Here is a 14,394-nt window from a genome sequence, read left to right as displayed (position 1 = left end):
GATGCGGTGTGTCAGACATACCGAAATCGCAGCCTTCGGCAGCTCCTGCAGGATGGTGTGTCCGAATACGGATTCAAGTCATGGCGAGAATCCATTGCAGGAGCGCGCTTGCCCGCGATAGCGGTGTATCAGACAACACATTCATCGCAGACCTCTCGCAGTCGCGGGCAAGCGCGCTCTTACATAAGCCGAGGTAAGATGGCAGCCATTCAGGCCAGCACGCCCGGTAGGTCATATGAAGCTCGATCCCGTCTCACTGCGCTTGTTCGTCAGCGTCATCGAAGAGGGCACCATCGCGGCTGCCGCCAAGCGCGAGCACATTGCGGCAGCGGCGGTCAGCAAGCGGCTCAGTGAACTCGAAGACCTGCTCGACGCCCCACTGCTGAACCGAACCAACAAAGGCATCACCGCCACCGACGCCGGCCTTTCGTTGCTGTTCATGGCCCGCAGCGCGCTGAACAACCTCAATGAAATCGTTGTGCAGATGCGCGATTACTCCCATGGCCGTCGCGGCTCGGTGCAGGTGCTGGCGAACATTTCCGCCGTCACGCAATTCATGCCCGCGCTGATCAAGTCGTTCATGGACCAATACCCGCTGATCAACATCGTGCTCCAAGAGCAGAAAAGCCTGGGCATCACCAAAGCCGTCGCTGAAAACCGTGCGGACGTCGGTATCTTTACCCGGTTGCCTCACGGCGCTGACATTGAAGTGTTCCCGTTTCGCACTGACCGTCTGGTATTGCTCGTACCCAATGAACATCTGTTGGCTGACCGGCAGGGCGTCAGATTCGCTGACACTCTGGACCATGACTTCGTCGCGCTCCGAAGCGGCACGCACCTGAATTTCCAACTGATCAAAGCCGCCAACGATCTGGGTCGCTCGCTGAAAATCCGCATGGAAGTTTCAAGCTACGACGCACTGTGTCTGATGGTCCAGGCGGGGGTGGGCATCGGCATCATGCCCCAGGGCAGCGCCGACATATACAAGATGCACGGCGCGCGGGTTGTTGCGCTGGAAGAGGATTGGGCGAACCGCGAGTTGACGCTGTGCGTGCGCTCGCGTGAAGGTCTATCGACAGCAGCGCGCCTGTTCGTCGACCACCTGTTGGCCACCCCCACGCTGTGTCAGGATTGACGCCACGCGAATGAATTCGCAGCTACAGGGCCGCTGCTTTGCGCATCCGGCCTGCATTGCGCGCTATAAAAAATCCCCGCGTAGCGCCTGCATCAAACTCTCGGCGGTCGAAAATTCTCGATCCACGACCGGCAATTCAGGTCGCTTCAGCACCAGCACGGGCACCCCGCGTTCGCGTGCGACTTCAAGTTTGGGGTCGGTTGCGCCGCTGCCGCTGTTCTTGCTGATCAGCACGTCGATGTTTCGTTGCGAGAACAACTCACGCTCGTCTTCCAGCAGGAAAGGTCCACGCGCGCCGATCACCTCGCAGCGTTCATTGCCGGGGTAGTTGTCCAGCGCGCGCAGGGTCCAGAACTGGTGGCCGGGAATCTCATTCAGGTGCTGCAACGGCTCGCGACCCAGCGTAAACAGCGGTCGTTTGAACGGGGCAAGCGCGACGATCAATTCATCCCAGTCGGCCACCTCACGCCAGTCATCCAGAGAACTTGCCTGCCAGGCGGCGCGGCGCAAGGCCCAACACGGTATTGCGGCCTGCTGCGCGGCAGTCGCTGCGTTCTGGCTCATTTGCGCGGCATAAGGGTGCGTTGCGTCCACCAGCAAATCGATCCCGTGATCGCCAATGAACTGCGCCAGTCCATCAGCACCGCCGTAGCCGCCCACGCGTACCTGACAAACCAGATCAGTGGGCACCCGACCCACACCGGCCAGGCTGTAAATATGGTTCGGCCCCAATTGCCGGGCCATCGCAAGCGCCTCGGTCACGCCACCCAATAGCAACAAACGTTTCATTCGCAAACCCCCGCACGGCCGACAATGCCACCCTGTCTATCAATGGCGAAAACCTCCACCTGCACCTGTATAGGCACAATGCTTCGGGCAAAATTCAGCGCGTGCTGGCAAACGGCGTCGCCCAATCCAATCCCTTGCGCAGCGGCCATTGCCAGTGCCTGCTGGCTGGTGTTGGCCTCGCAGATGGCCTGTTGCAGGGCGGCATCGGCCCCAGCATCAGCAGCCCATTTCGCCAATTGCGGCAGATCGATGCTGGAGTGACGGCTGTGCAAATCCATGTGCCCGGCGGCCAGCTTGCTGATCTTGCCGAAACCACCGCACAGGCTGAGTTTATCGACCGGTACTTTGCGCAAATGCTTGAGCACGGCGCCGACAAAGTCGCCCATTTCGATCAGGGCAATGTCCGGTATGCCGTATAAATTGCGCATGGTGTCTTCGCTGGCGTTGCCGGTGCAGGCGGCGATGTGCACATAACCGTTGGTTCTGGCGACGTCGATGCCTTGGTGAATCGAGGCGATATATGCTGCGCAAGAGAAGGGCCGGACAATGCCGCTGGTGCCGAGGATCGACAGCCCGCCGAGGATGCCCAGTCGCGGGTTCATGGTCTTGAGCGCAAGTTCGCCGCCGTTTTCAACGCAAGCGGTCACTTCAAAGCCGCCTTGATAGTTGAACTCCTCCGCCAGACGACTCAGGTGTTCGATGATCATTTTTCGCGGTACAGGGTTTATGGCTGGCTCCCCAACGGCCAATACCAAGCCCGGTCGGGTAACGGTTCCTACACCGGGGCCCGCGAAAAACTTCACCCCTGTTTCCGCCATCAGCCTGACTTGACTGAACACCAGCGCGCCATGGGTGACATCCGGGTCATCGCCCGCATCCTTGATCGTACCGGCCTCTGCACCCTCGGCCAGCAAGCGGCAAAACTCCAGCCGCATTGGCACCTGCTTGCCCTTGGGCAGCACGATCTGCACAGCATCGCTGGCCTCGCCACCGAGCAACAGACGTGCGGCCGCAAGGCTGGTTGCCGTGACGCAACTGCCTGTCGTCAATCCGCTGCGCAGTGGCGCAGGTTGTTCGGCGGTTTCTTCGCGCATCAGGGTTTGATCGCCTCCAGCAACGTGATTGGCAATGCCTGCCGCCAGGTATCGAAGTCACCCAGCGGTTTGGCGTGGGCGAGGTGGATACGTGTCAGTTCGCCGCCGTGTTGTTCGCGCCAATTGACCAGTGTCGCCTCGCTTTGCAGCGTCACGGCATTGGCAATCAGGCGGCCGCCCGGGCGCAGGTGCTGCCAGCAGGTTTCCAGCACGCCGGGTCGGGTAACGCCGCCTCCGATGAAAATCGCGTCCGGTTGCTCAAGACCCGTCAATGCCTGCGGCGCGCTCCCACGCACAAGTTGCAGGCCCGGCACGCCCAACGCATCACGATTGACTTCGATCAATTGCTGGCGCCCTGCATCAGCTTCTACCGCCAACGCGCGGCAGGTGGGATGGGCGCGCATCCATTCAATGCCGATCGAGCCGCAGCCGGCGCCGACATCCCACAGCAATTCGCCGGGCCTGGGTGCCAGACGCGCGAGGGTGATGGCGCGCACATCGCGTTTGGTCAGTTGCCCGTCATGCATGAAAGCTTCGTCCGGCAGACCGGCAAGGGTCGAAAGACGCAGCGCATCGGGGGCCGCACGGCAGTCAATCGCGACAAGGTTCAGCGCGGCAATGTCGGCGTCCGGCCACTCATTGGCGATGCCATCGACGCGCCGTTCGGCGTCTGCGCCCAGATGCTCCAGCACGGTCATGCGGCTCGGGCCAAAACCACGCTCACGCAGCAAACCGGCGATGGCAGCCGGGCTGCTGCCGTCATTGCTCAACACCAGCAGTCGCAGGCCATGATGGAACTGGGCATTCAGCGCAGCCAGCGGGCGGGCGACGACAGACAACGTGACCACGTCTTGCAACGCCCAGCCCATGCGCGCAGCCGCCAGCGAAAACGAAGAAGGCGCAGGATGCACGAGCATTTCTTCAAGCGGCACGTGCCGCGTCAGGCTGACGCCGACACCAAACAGCATCGGGTCGCCACTGGCCAGGACGCACGTCGGTAAGCCGCGCTGCTCAAGCACCGGGCTCAATGAAAACGGACTCGGCCACTGAAGACGCTGGGCCTGAATGCATGGGGGCAGCAAGGCCAACTGACGTGAACTGCCGAACACCTGCTGCGCCTTGAGCAGCGCGTGACGTGCGTTCTTACCCAGCCCCTTGTAGCCGTCTTCACCGATTCCCACGACTGTCAGCCACGGCGACATGCACTTTCCTCAAATCGAACTTCCGACAGACCGGCTTTCCCCCGTCTGCGAAAAATACGCATGATACCCCGTCGCCCGGCAGTAAGTGTCCGTTGGCGTTATTGCCGGCAAGCCCGGTCGCCGTAAGGAAATTTGACGTTTTCCATTACCAAGAGCCGTAGGGAATGCCGAACTTGTCGATGTAGGCTTTGGACTCCGGTTCCAGCGGCAATGCGTAGCGGCCGTTATTTTTCCCGAGTGATGGCCCTTCTTTCACCACCTTTCCCTGGACCCGGCTGACCTCAATGGCGTGCAGGCAACTTCCCTTTATCCAGGTTTTGACGACGCCGCCCGGAGCGAGACCCATTGCGAGGTTATCCCGGTAGTCGGTTATCCATTTGCCAGTGCCCCGGCAATAGGTCTTTTCGCCCTTGATCATCGCTGCCCGGGTCGCCTCGGGGATTTCGACATAAGCGAAATAGGTTTGAGGTTCGGCCAGTGATTGCCAGCGCACATAGACAAAGCGCGGCAGGTCTGCGCCTGTCACCTGTTTGCCTGCTCCTGCACCTGGCTTTTTGGGCCAGCCTCGTGGGTTACCTTTGAGGTTTGGCGGGGTCTGGAGTGATACGACCCCACTTCCGGCCCTCTTGAACCAGCGGTCATTGATGTCCACCACGTCCGCTGTTTCAATCCACACTTCCATGTAGTTGGGAGCGAAGAAACCCAGTCGCCATGAATCGTAAGGCAGCTCGGATCCGTATCCGCTACCGACACCACCAAGCAGCAGTATCAGGGCAGCCTTGAATAGCCTTGGAAATTTACTCATTGGGGTGCATCACTCGCTGGTAGTTGTCAGCAGGTCGATTGATGAACATGATGCCCAAATCGCTGTTCTTCCAGGTTTTTACGGCGTTCCAGCTGGCGGACAGATGGATATAGCGCTGGAACAGAAGGGCTCCTTCCGACTTGGTCAGGTTTAGCGTGCTGGATTCACCCAAGGCATATGCCTGGATTTTTTCTGCGATCGGCTCCAGATCTTTCGGTAAAGCAAGTGTGGGCACGTCAGCAATTTTTTTGAATGGCACTTGATTTCGAAGTCCTAACTCTCGCATAACCCTGAGATAGACTTTGGACAGGTCCCCGTCTACTTGTCGATCCACGCTTGCGGCCACATACACGCGCTTTTCCTTCTGCAAGTCAGAGCGAAGGTGAGGCTGATCAACCGACCAGACTTCCAGTGTCGTCTCGACTCCATGCGCTGTTAGCAACCGAAGGTATGCCTCAGGGTTTCGCCGCATCTGAATGACGGAGTTCGCACGCTCATTGGCAAGATCAATTCGCTCAAGACTGTTCAACGGTTTGCTGAGCAGCAATCGCTCGCGAGACCGAGGCAGGTAGCCACCTCCGATATCAGAATGCGCCCCCGGCAGCACGATGTCGTTTCCAGTGCGGGTCAGTGAGTAATTCAAGCGATGTTCATCTCGAGCCACCAGTTGCACGATTTTACGTGCAGCGCTGGCGGGCAATGGCAGGTCAATTCCAGAAGTGCGGGCGTCACCCGCGCTGAAGTCACCTACCAATGGCGACACAATTCCCGCCACCGTATCGAACAAACCAATGAAGTTGATGATTACGTCGCGCTGAACCTGCCAGTTGAATCCGTCATGCATCATTGGCGAGTTAGCAGGCAATGCTTTCGCCAACAGGCTGTTTGCGCCTTTGCGTAGGTCATTCGCAAAGTGCCGGGCAGCCGCTGCACCCCGACTGAATCCGAAAACGTCGACTTCGATGTTTTTGATTTTCACTCCGGCGTTATTGTCGATGAACGAATTCAGCCGGTTCACGATCAACCCCGGGCTTTGTTCAACCCGCGCTAGTACTCCGGTGGCCCAGCGCCCTGTGGCTTGTCCATACAACACATCCTTGCCACCACTTACAGTGCCAACGCCCTCCAGATAAACCTTCATCGATGCTTTACCAGCGTCAGCCGATAGAATGTCTTCCGCCTGATCTATGTACAGGTCATACAGCCGAGCGATATTGCTGGCGTCATTGCCATAACTGTCGTCCGGTGTACTGCCTTCACTGTCGTAGCCATGGGCCTCACAGTATTTGCGAACTTCCTCGGCCACATCCTGCAAATTCACGTCGCGAGCCATACAGCCAGCGACGCTCTCGCTGTTCGCCTGGTTATTGCCTGTGCCATCAAAGAACACCCCGATCCGCAGGGTAATCAACTGCTCCTGTTCGACCTCTTCCTCCTCCTCTTCTACCTCGGTGTCTGCAAACATGTTCTTGGCGACGCGTGTCTGGTCGGTCGCTGGCTGAGGTGTCGGGACCAGGCTTGGTGCCATCGCCAAGATGATCTGCCTGCTTTCCACTCTATGTTCATAGGTAGCGGTTTTGATGGAAGGTGTGAATTCGGCTCGGCAAGAGCAGGCGCTTGTACTATCGAGCGTTCCAGCAACCCGCTTCCCAAAGCTTTTGATGTAGAAAATGCCGCCCTGAATCCAGTAGGTTTTGCCATCTACGCCGCAGGTCACCGGATCACCTTCGCAGGCACGGGCGTTACCCATCAGCGTGTTGCGTTTATCCGCGTGCAAGACGACCCCGCCACACGTGGTCCGGTCGCCTATGCGAATGAAATATCCTTTGGCCATTGAGCTCAATCCTTGTTTACCGTTTACGTCCGTGTCGTTGCCGAATGTTGAGCAAGTGTGAGCGGCACCGTCCTATTAACGGTGCGCCAGTGAGGCCGTTGCTCAAGCTTCTGCGCAAAGCAGAAAGTCAGCGGCCGTATGGACGCCTTGTGATTTCCATAACAGTGGCTACTTGAGCGGAGCGACGCTAAAACACGGGTGTGCAGCGAGCAGAGAAGTCGCTGCGGGTAGGGTGCATGAATGCAAGACACATCAATGACGCAGAGGGCATCCGAGGTTGTAGGAGAAGTCCGGAAAGCGCCGTCTCCGGTTCCTACCTTTGGCAGGTGGCGCGCTCGGTCCAACAGGATGCCCACGGAAAACGATGGGCCCTGTTCTTAAGCCCGCAGCGTTGCTTTCCGGGATCGGTGGTTTTCATGCCCGCTCACAAAGCAGGCATAATACCCGCCCCGCAAGGCGCAAAGGCCTTGCCCTTTACCCGACCCCCTCTAATCAGGTGATCCATTGTCCGAGCCGCTTTCCGCTCGCCCGCGTTCAACGCCTTTACGCCCCTCGGCCTGTCCGGGGTTGTTGCGTATCGTCCCGGCGATGGATGGCGGGATCTGCCGGATCAAACTGCCGGGCGGGGTGATCACGGCTGCCCAGGCACATGCGGTGGCCGATGCGGCCGCGCTTTACGCAGGCGGAGTGATCGAGGCGACCAATCGCTGCAATCTGCAGATTCGCGGGATCGGGGCTGATCACCAGGGTTTGATTGCGATGCTGCTCGACGCAGGCCTCGGGCCGAGCAATCCGGCCAGCGATGACGTGCGCAATCTGATGCTCAGCCCGACCGCTGGCGTTGACCCGCAGCAGTTATGCGACACACGACCGCTGGCGCGAAGCATTCTGGACTCTCTGGAGAATCACCCCGGCTTTCATGAGCTGTCGCCCAAATTTGCGCTATCGCTGGACGGTGGCGAAGGGCTGGCGATGCTCGAACATCCCCATGATTTGTGGCTATCGGCAATGCGCTGTGAAGGCGAAACGCTGATGGCGTTTGGACTGGCCGGCTGTCCGGCGGATGACTCGCCAATTGCGGCGGTGCCAATGGATCAGGCGCACGCACTGGTGATTTCAGTGCTTGAGGTTTTCCTGGTATCAGCGCCGCCTGAACAGACCCGTATGCGCCATCTGCTGGCTGAAATGTCGATACAGACATTTCTTCAAAAGCTGCCAGCCAAATTGAAAGCCACGCTTCGAGCCGATTCAGCCATTACCACGCGTCGTCGTCGATCAAACCCGTCCAACCGGCACGTCGGCATTTATCAACAGGCCGAACCGGGGCGTGTGGCAGTCGGCGCGGCAGTGCCTTTGGGCCGTCTCGATCCGTCCATGTTGGCGAAGGCGGCAAATCTCGCCGTGCAGTTTGGCGACGGCACGTTGTCGATGACGCCATGGCAAAGCCTGATGCTGCGCAACGTTGCTCTCGATCACGCCACGCACGTGCTTGATGGCTTGCGGGACGCGGGCTTGATCACGACGGTTGAGCAACCGTTGTCGCAATTGATTGCCTGCACGGGTTCTGCCGCGTGTGTAAAAGGCCTGGCCGACACCAAGGCCGATGCACGAAAGCTGGCCGACCTGCTGACGCAAAGCCGCCCGGTTCACTTATCGGGCTGCATCCGCTCGTGTGCTGCTGCGCATACCGCGCCGGTGACGTTGCTGGCCGTTGGAAGCGGCTGTTACAACCTCTATTTTCGCGACGCAGACCAGCCGGGTTTCGGCGAGCTGCGTGGGCGTGACCTCACTATTGAAGCAGTCGGCGCGCAGTTGAACGCCGACTCACGGAGCAACACCGATGATTGATTACATTCGCGATGGGCAGGAGATTTATCGCAACTCCTTCGCGATCATTCGTGCTGAAGCCAGACTCGACACGATCCCGGCGGACCTGGAAAAACTCGCGGTCCGGGTGATTCATGCCTGCGGCATGGTCGACGCTATTGAGGGCCTGCGTTTCTCGCCCGGCGCCGGAAAAGCCGGACGCGATGCGCTGGCGGCCGGTGCGCCAATCCTGTGTGACGCGCGCATGGTCTCCGAGGGCGTGACCCGCACGCGTCTGCTGGCCAACAATCAAGTGATCTGCACGTTAAGAGACAGCAGCGTTCCGGACCTGGCCCGCGAGCTGGGCAATACGCGTTCCGCGGCCGCGCTGGAGTTGTGGCGCCCGCACCTGGAAGGCAGCGTGGTGGTGATCGGTAATGCGCCGACGGCCCTGTTCTATCTGTTGGAGATGCTCGACGCAGGCGCGCCAAAACCCGCGTTGATTCTCGGGTTCCCGGTGGGCTTCGTCGGTGCTGCAGAGTCCAAGGACATGCTCGCCGCCGACAGCCGTGGCGTGCCGTACGTGATCATGCAGGGTCGTCTGGGCGGCAGCGCCATGGCAGCGGCCGCCGTCAATGCACTGGCAACGGAGGTCGAATGATGCAGGCTCGCGGTCGCTTGATCGGCCTGGGCGTCGGCCCCGGCGATCCGGAACTGATCACCGTCAAGGCGCTGCGCTTGCTGCGTGAGTCGCCCGTGGTGGCGTACTTCGTCGCCAAGGGCAAGAAGGGCAATGCCTTCGGCATCATCGAGGGGCACTTGCAGACTGCGCAGACGCTGTTGCCAATGGTGTATCCGGTGACCACTGAGGCGCTGCCGGCACCAATGTCCTATGAGCAGGTGATCAGCGAGTTCTACGACAGGTGCAGCGCCGATGTCGCCGCGCATCTGGATGCCGGGCGTGATGTGGCGGTGATCTGCGAAGGCGATCCGATGTTCTACGGCTCTTATATGTACCTGCACGACCGGCTCGCCGAGCAGTACGAAGCGCAAGTGATACCCGGCGTGTGCTCCATGCTGGGTGGCGCGTCGGTATTGGGTGCGCCGCTGGTGTACCGCAATCAGAGCCTGTCAGTGCTGTCTGGCGTGCTGTCAGCCGAAGAGCTCAAGCGCAAGCTGGTGGATGCGGATGCTGCCGTCATCATGAAACTGGGCCGTAATTTGCCGAAGGTGCGTCAGGTGCTTGTCGAAACCGGGCTTGCCGAGCGCGCGCTGTACGTCGAGCGCGCGACTATGTCCAACCAGAAGATCGTGCCGTTGGCTGAGGTCGACCCGATGTCGTCACCTTATTTCTCGCTGATCATCGTACCCGGCGAACGGTGGCAGGGCTGATGAGCGTGTCTCCCGACAAAGCGCCTGCCATCGTCATTCTGGGCAATGGGGCGCTGGCCACGGCGCAGCGAATTCAAGTGCTGTACCCCGACGCATCGATCCATGGACTCGCCGGACGTGTCGAAGGCGCAGACCACAGCTATGACGAATTTGGCGCGACGATGCGCCAGCTGTATCAACAGGACACTCCGATCATTGCGCTGTGCGCGGCCGGTATTGTGATTCGTACCCTGGCCCCGCTGTTGCTCGAAAAGGGTGCCGACCCCCCCGTGCTCGCCGTTGCTGAAGACGGCAGCGCGGTGGTTCCGTTGCTCGGTGGTCTGGGTGGTGTCAACGTCATGGCCCGCGACATTGCCGCGTGCCTTGAGGTCTCAGCCGCCATCACCACCAGCGGCGAGCTGCGTTTCGGCACCTGCCTGCTTAATCCACCGGCAGGTTATGCATTGGGCGACCTGGCGCTGGGCAAACGCTTTGTGTCGGATTTACTGTCCGGCCAAAGCGTTCGTATCGAAGGAGAGGCGCCTTGGCTTGATCAGGCACAACTGCCTGAGGACGAGCATGCGCACCTGGCGATTCATGTCGGTAGCGCTTCGCGCGAGCCTTCGCCGCATGAACTGCTGATCTACCCGCGCAATGTGCTGGTGGCCGTGAACCCGGCAGTGCCCGAGCTGGCGAGCGCAGTGCGTTCGGCCTTGCACGATGCGCGAATTGCCGTGCAGTCGCTGGCGTGCCTGATCGCGGTCGACAGCGAAATGGCCAATCCGGCGTTGCAGGCGGCCGCCGCCCAACTGGGCGTGCCGTTACGGTTTGTCGACGGGGCGTCTGATGTGAGCGAAATGGCTCAGCGAGTTCTGCCCCAACTGCTGCCGCCAATCTGTATCGCTGAAGGCATTGCGATTGCCGTGGCGTCTGCACCGCTCGATGTCCAGCAGATGGGACGTGGGCGAGGGCGGCTTGCGGTTGTGGGCATGGGGCCGGGAGCTACAGACTTCATGATCCCAGCGGTCAAGGCCGAATTGGCTCGGGCCAACGATGTACTCGGATACGAAACCTACGTGCGGATGGCCGGGCCGTTTCGCGGCGATCAGGTGCTGCATTGCACGGATAACCGTGAAGAGATGCTGCGCGCCCGCCATGCCTTTGAGTTGGCGGCGCAAGGGCGCTCGGTGGTGGTGGTGTCATCCGGCGACCCCGGCGTATTTGCCATGGCAGCTGCGGTGCTGGAAGCGCTGCATGATTCGGACAATCCCGACTGGCATCAGGTGGAACTGGAAATCCTGCCCGGGGTTTCCGCCTCGCTGGCCACTGCGGCTCAGGCCGGTGCGCCCTTGGGGCACGATTTCTGCGTGATGTCGCTGTCAGACAACCTCAAACCGTGGGATATCATCGAAAAGCGTCTGGACCTTGCGTGTCAGGCAGACCTGGCGCTGGCGTTCTACAACCCGATTTCCCGTTCACGCCCTTGGCAACTGGGGCGGGCGCTGGAGATTGTGCGTCAGCATCGCCGTCCTGAAACCGTTGTGACGCTTGGGCGCGACATCGGGCGGCCAGGCCAGACGCTTCGGGTTATTACACTGGGCGACTTGGCCCCGGAGCAAGTGGACATGCGCACCATGGTCCTGATTGGTTCGTCCTTGACTGCCGCTTTTGATCGCGCAGATGGCAGTCAGTGGGTGTACACGCCCAGGTGGTATGGCGTGAAACCTACAGGCTGAGCCTTAAGGCATGTCGGATATATCTGCGGGCTAACCGAGAAACACCTGAAAGCGCAACGCTTTCAGGTCTCGGTGATGCGGGAATAACTTCCCGGCTCTGGATGAAGCCTGGTCTTTGCATCCACGGACTTTGTAGTACGTATTCAGTCACCCGAACCGAATATTCCCAAGCGCTTACTTTTACGGGATGCGCAGCGAACTTCGAGCTTCCTGGATTTTTACTCAATCAAATATCGCCGGCTGCTTTTGCGTGAGTAGCTTGATATCCCGCTTATGAGTGCGCTCGGCAGCAGTCCGCAGGGTTCGTTAGTCTCTGGATTGTCCAAGACGGACATCTAATTAAGGGATTAAAAAATGAATCACGCAGTAGATATGAATCACGAAGAACGCCTGCGCTTCATTGAGTCACATGAACTGGCCGACGAGCAGTTTGACGATGTTGATGCTCCATCGGTGCGTGTAAGACGCTCGACGCTTGCACGGGCGGCGCTCGATCCATCCGAAGATGAACTCCGGGCGGCAGGGGCGGTGGTCGAGGGCAACATCGTTGCCTTCACTGAAGGCATGGCTCGCGAGAGCAAAGAAGACATCATGGACAGTTTGCTGTTCGCATCGCTGGTGGCGAACAAAGCATTCAATCAAAAAAACCACAGGGTGCAGTGGTACGCCAAGTACATCGAAGTGCTGACGGTGCTCGGCTGGATTTCTACCAACTGGAACTATGAACAAGTTGTCTCCAGCAGTACCCGCTTCACCATGGAGCAGGCCGGTCTGGACATCATCAGCTCGGTGCTCTCTGCCGCCACACTGCCGTTAACAACTGCCGGTGCCATGATCAAAGTGGCTACGGATACTGTCAGCGCGCTCAAAACCAGTGAAAAACCGCTGCGCCTGTTTGAGCGTCACGCCAGGCAGAATCGCGGTGGCAGCGTGCGCATCGTGACCTGCAACGAAAGTCAGGACGGTACCGTCACAGTGGTAGTAGGTGCTGTCAGCTTCGAGACGCGTTCCGATGTGACCAATGTTTTGTTTTGGGAGTGGAACAAGTCTGACGTCGAAACCTATAAGGAGGGCAATGGAGTTGTCCTCAATTCGCGTCAATACGGGACGCTCAGGGATGCCGTTCAAAAGAAACTGAGTGATCGCGGTATAGAGGCTATTGAAGAATTCGAGATTTAAAAGTGGTCGGGGGCCTCGCGCCCCCGCCACTTCATGCATCCCAAGGAAGAATTTTATGCATCAAGGAAAAGATGAAGCGCTGGTATGCGCAGGTTGTCTGTTATTCGTCCCCGCCGTCTGTACGCTGCTCCATAAAGACGACGTCGTAAATTCCATGTTGTACATGCAACTTGCCGCCTCGAAAAAACACTCACGGTTCACTGAGTTTGATGGTTGGGACGACACGTTCGTAAGAGCGATCGTGGCGTTCGGCTGGAAGCTGAATAGCGATACGAGCACGCTGCAGACACCTGCCAGCCCTGAAGCCGTTACTTTGTGGGACTGGATCCTGGCAGACCTGCCGGCGTTCATGCCTGCCGGTGCAATCACTTGCGCGCAAGCCTTGTCGGCAGCTTGTTACATGAGCGCGCCCGATCAGCCAGCGGTCCGGCTTTACGCCGATCAGGTGCTGCAATCTGTACCTGCTTTGACCAAGGCGTGCTCACTACCGAACCCAGACGATGGATGCGATGCACCTAGCAGTACTCACGTTTCCATGCAGTTGGGTTTTGTCGGCCCTGATTCGTCGCTGTTTCTCGCGGGTGTCAACTTCACCAGTCAGTTGCCGCTGCCCCCGGACTTCCTGTTCCAGCCGGCTGCGTCGCTTCAGGTTTCAGGGAGCGTCCAGCTGACATTTTATGCGCTGCAGTTGCAGGAGAAACCGTTCAGCCGTAACCGTGCCCAGGTTACCAGGGCGCTGGCGGGCCGGCGTCAGGCTTTGACCCGTGCCTTGTGGGAGGCTGCCTATGGCCAGTAACGACACATTTTTGATCGGCGACGGTGTGCTGTCATTCAGTGACGACGTTCCACGGGCACTGCGCGATGACATCCTGGATTGCCTGATGTATGCACAGCTTTCAGCCGACAAGAAGCACGAAAAACGCGCCCAATGGCGGCTGTGGATCGAGCAGTATCAGCGAATAATCCTTCAGAAAGGCGGCGTGCTGACCGGCGCTATCGATCCCATCCGGCTTGTGATCAAGCGCCTGCGTGATTTGCAGAGCGTTCCCCAACAGATCTCGGGACGCGCTACATCGCCTGAGCTTCGGGCGTTGATGCGCACTTCGCTGGACATACTGCTGGCAAGTGACCATGCAAAAATATTTTTTGATTCATGGTTCAGCGCAGGGCGGTCCGAGAGTTTTCAGGTCGTACCGTGTCAGATGGACGACCGGGGTGGGGTCACGATAATGGTGTGCGGGCTGCACATGACCACCACTGCCGTCAGCGATGCGTTTTTCTTTTGGCATGCCCTCACCGGAGAGATGACGATACGGCCGAACGGCGCGTCCTTCAGGTTTACGGCGCAGGGATATGCGCCTTACCGGGACAAAATCCGCAGTTACCTCTCCGAAAATTCCTTGAAAACCATCGAGATCATTCAGTTGTGAAGCGTCTTGGCCG

At 59.2% G+C, this 14,394-nt stretch carries 13 protein-coding genes; 8 read left to right on the top strand and 5 right to left on the bottom strand.

The annotated features are described in order from the left end of the window. The first annotated feature begins 235 nt into the window (after nucleotides 1-235). Nucleotides 236-1,135, top strand: coding sequence for a LysR family transcriptional regulator (locus OYW20_RS22900; protein WP_268798170.1), 900 nt, complete (start codon nucleotides 236-238; stop codon nucleotides 1,133-1,135). Between the two features lie 63 nt (nucleotides 1,136-1,198). Here OYW20_RS22900 and OYW20_RS22895 read toward each other — a convergent pair whose 3' ends face one another. From OYW20_RS22895 to OYW20_RS22875, 5 genes are all read right to left on the bottom strand, one after another. Further along, a complete protein-coding gene (locus tag OYW20_RS22895) occupies nucleotides 1,199-1,924 on the bottom strand; it encodes a cobalt-precorrin-6A reductase (RefSeq protein ID WP_268798169.1) in 726 nt (241 codons plus the stop codon). Next, the gene (locus tag OYW20_RS22890) at nucleotides 1,921-3,018 is read right to left on the bottom strand and encodes a cobalt-precorrin-5B (C(1))-methyltransferase (RefSeq protein WP_268798168.1); all 1,098 of its coding nucleotides are present in this window, start codon (nucleotides 3,016-3,018) and stop codon (nucleotides 1,921-1,923) included. The genes OYW20_RS22895 and OYW20_RS22890 overlap by 4 nt, the downstream gene beginning before the upstream one ends. Continuing rightward, nucleotides 3,018-4,220: a precorrin-6y C5,15-methyltransferase (decarboxylating) subunit CbiE gene (gene cbiE, locus OYW20_RS22885; RefSeq protein WP_268798167.1), complete on the bottom strand. Its 1,203-nt coding sequence runs from the start codon at nucleotides 4,218-4,220 to the stop codon at nucleotides 3,018-3,020. Before cbiE ends, OYW20_RS22890 begins: the two co-directional genes overlap by 1 nt. Before the next feature lie 145 nt (nucleotides 4,221-4,365). Beyond that, a complete protein-coding gene (locus OYW20_RS22880) occupies nucleotides 4,366-5,025 on the bottom strand; it encodes a DUF2931 family protein (RefSeq protein WP_268798166.1) in 660 nt (219 codons plus the stop codon). Continuing rightward, the gene (locus OYW20_RS22875) at nucleotides 5,018-6,775 is read right to left on the bottom strand and encodes a phospholipase effector Tle1 domain-containing protein (protein WP_268798165.1); all 1,758 of its coding nucleotides are present in this window, start codon (nucleotides 6,773-6,775) and stop codon (nucleotides 5,018-5,020) included. The genes OYW20_RS22880 and OYW20_RS22875 overlap by 8 nt, the downstream gene beginning before the upstream one ends. A gap of 588 nt (nucleotides 6,776-7,363) precedes the next feature. Between OYW20_RS22875 and cobG the strand changes: the two genes are divergently transcribed. From cobG to OYW20_RS22840, 7 genes are all read left to right on the top strand, one after another. Further along, the gene (gene cobG, locus OYW20_RS22870; protein ID WP_268798164.1) at nucleotides 7,364-8,707 is read left to right on the top strand and encodes a precorrin-3B synthase; all 1,344 of its coding nucleotides are present in this window, start codon (nucleotides 7,364-7,366) and stop codon (nucleotides 8,705-8,707) included. Then, nucleotides 8,700-9,326, top strand: a complete 627-nt coding sequence (locus OYW20_RS22865; RefSeq protein ID WP_268798163.1) for a precorrin-8X methylmutase — start codon at nucleotides 8,700-8,702, stop codon at nucleotides 9,324-9,326. The genes cobG and OYW20_RS22865 overlap by 8 nt, the downstream gene beginning before the upstream one ends. Beyond that, nucleotides 9,323-10,057 (top strand): precorrin-2 C(20)-methyltransferase, encoded by a 735-nt coding sequence (locus OYW20_RS22860; RefSeq protein WP_408005433.1) that lies wholly within the window; start codon nucleotides 9,323-9,325, stop codon nucleotides 10,055-10,057. Before OYW20_RS22865 ends, OYW20_RS22860 begins: the two co-directional genes overlap by 4 nt. Then, nucleotides 10,057-11,772: a precorrin-3B C(17)-methyltransferase gene (cobJ, locus tag OYW20_RS22855; protein ID WP_268798162.1), complete on the top strand. Its 1,716-nt coding sequence runs from the start codon at nucleotides 10,057-10,059 to the stop codon at nucleotides 11,770-11,772. The genes OYW20_RS22860 and cobJ overlap by 1 nt, the downstream gene beginning before the upstream one ends. Before the next feature lie 354 nt (nucleotides 11,773-12,126). Next, entirely contained in the window at nucleotides 12,127-12,951 is an 825-nt protein-coding gene (locus OYW20_RS22850; RefSeq protein ID WP_268798161.1) for a hypothetical protein, read from the top strand. A gap of 55 nt (nucleotides 12,952-13,006) precedes the next feature. Next, nucleotides 13,007-13,747 (top strand): hypothetical protein, encoded by a 741-nt coding sequence (locus OYW20_RS22845; RefSeq protein ID WP_268798160.1) that lies wholly within the window; start codon nucleotides 13,007-13,009, stop codon nucleotides 13,745-13,747. Further along, a complete protein-coding gene (locus OYW20_RS22840; protein WP_268798159.1) occupies nucleotides 13,737-14,381 on the top strand; it encodes a hypothetical protein in 645 nt (214 codons plus the stop codon). Before OYW20_RS22845 ends, OYW20_RS22840 begins: the two co-directional genes overlap by 11 nt. Nucleotides 14,382-14,394: the final 13 nt, after the last annotated feature.

It is taken from the genome of Pseudomonas sp. BSw22131 (genome assembly GCF_026810445.1).
In the GTDB taxonomy this organism is placed as follows: Bacteria; Pseudomonadota; Gammaproteobacteria; order Pseudomonadales; family Pseudomonadaceae; genus Aquipseudomonas; species Aquipseudomonas huanghezhanensis.
Note: the sequence above shows the minus strand (reverse complement) of the source record. Positions and strands in the feature narration are given on the sequence as shown.

Excerpts from the sequence above, each read along its gene's own strand:
- OYW20_RS22900 (WP_268798170.1), top strand. The coding sequence starts at position 236 with ATGAAGCTCGATCCCGTCTCACTGCGCTTGTTCGTCAGCGTCATCGAA.
- OYW20_RS22895 (WP_268798169.1), bottom strand. The coding sequence starts at position 1,924 with ATGAAACGTTTGTTGCTATTGGGTGGCGTGACCGAGGCGCTTGCGATG.
- OYW20_RS22890 (WP_268798168.1), bottom strand. The coding sequence starts at position 3,018 with ATGCGCGAAGAAACCGCCGAACAACCTGCGCCACTGCGCAGCGGATTG.
- cbiE (WP_268798167.1), bottom strand. The coding sequence starts at position 4,220 with ATGTCGCCGTGGCTGACAGTCGTGGGAATCGGTGAAGACGGCTACAAG.
- OYW20_RS22880 (WP_268798166.1), bottom strand. The coding sequence starts at position 5,025 with ATGAGTAAATTTCCAAGGCTATTCAAGGCTGCCCTGATACTGCTGCTT.
- OYW20_RS22875 (WP_268798165.1), bottom strand. The coding sequence starts at position 6,775 with ATGGGTAACGCCCGTGCCTGCGAAGGTGATCCGGTGACCTGCGGCGTA.
- OYW20_RS22865 (WP_268798163.1), top strand. The coding sequence starts at position 8,700 with ATGATTGATTACATTCGCGATGGGCAGGAGATTTATCGCAACTCCTTC.
- OYW20_RS22860 (WP_408005433.1), top strand. The coding sequence starts at position 9,323 with ATGATGCAGGCTCGCGGTCGCTTGATCGGCCTGGGCGTCGGCCCCGGC.
- cobJ (WP_268798162.1), top strand. The coding sequence starts at position 10,057 with ATGAGCGTGTCTCCCGACAAAGCGCCTGCCATCGTCATTCTGGGCAAT.
- OYW20_RS22850 (WP_268798161.1), top strand. The coding sequence starts at position 12,127 with ATGAATCACGCAGTAGATATGAATCACGAAGAACGCCTGCGCTTCATT.
- OYW20_RS22845 (WP_268798160.1), top strand. The coding sequence starts at position 13,007 with ATGCATCAAGGAAAAGATGAAGCGCTGGTATGCGCAGGTTGTCTGTTA.
- OYW20_RS22840 (WP_268798159.1), top strand. The coding sequence starts at position 13,737 with ATGGCCAGTAACGACACATTTTTGATCGGCGACGGTGTGCTGTCATTC.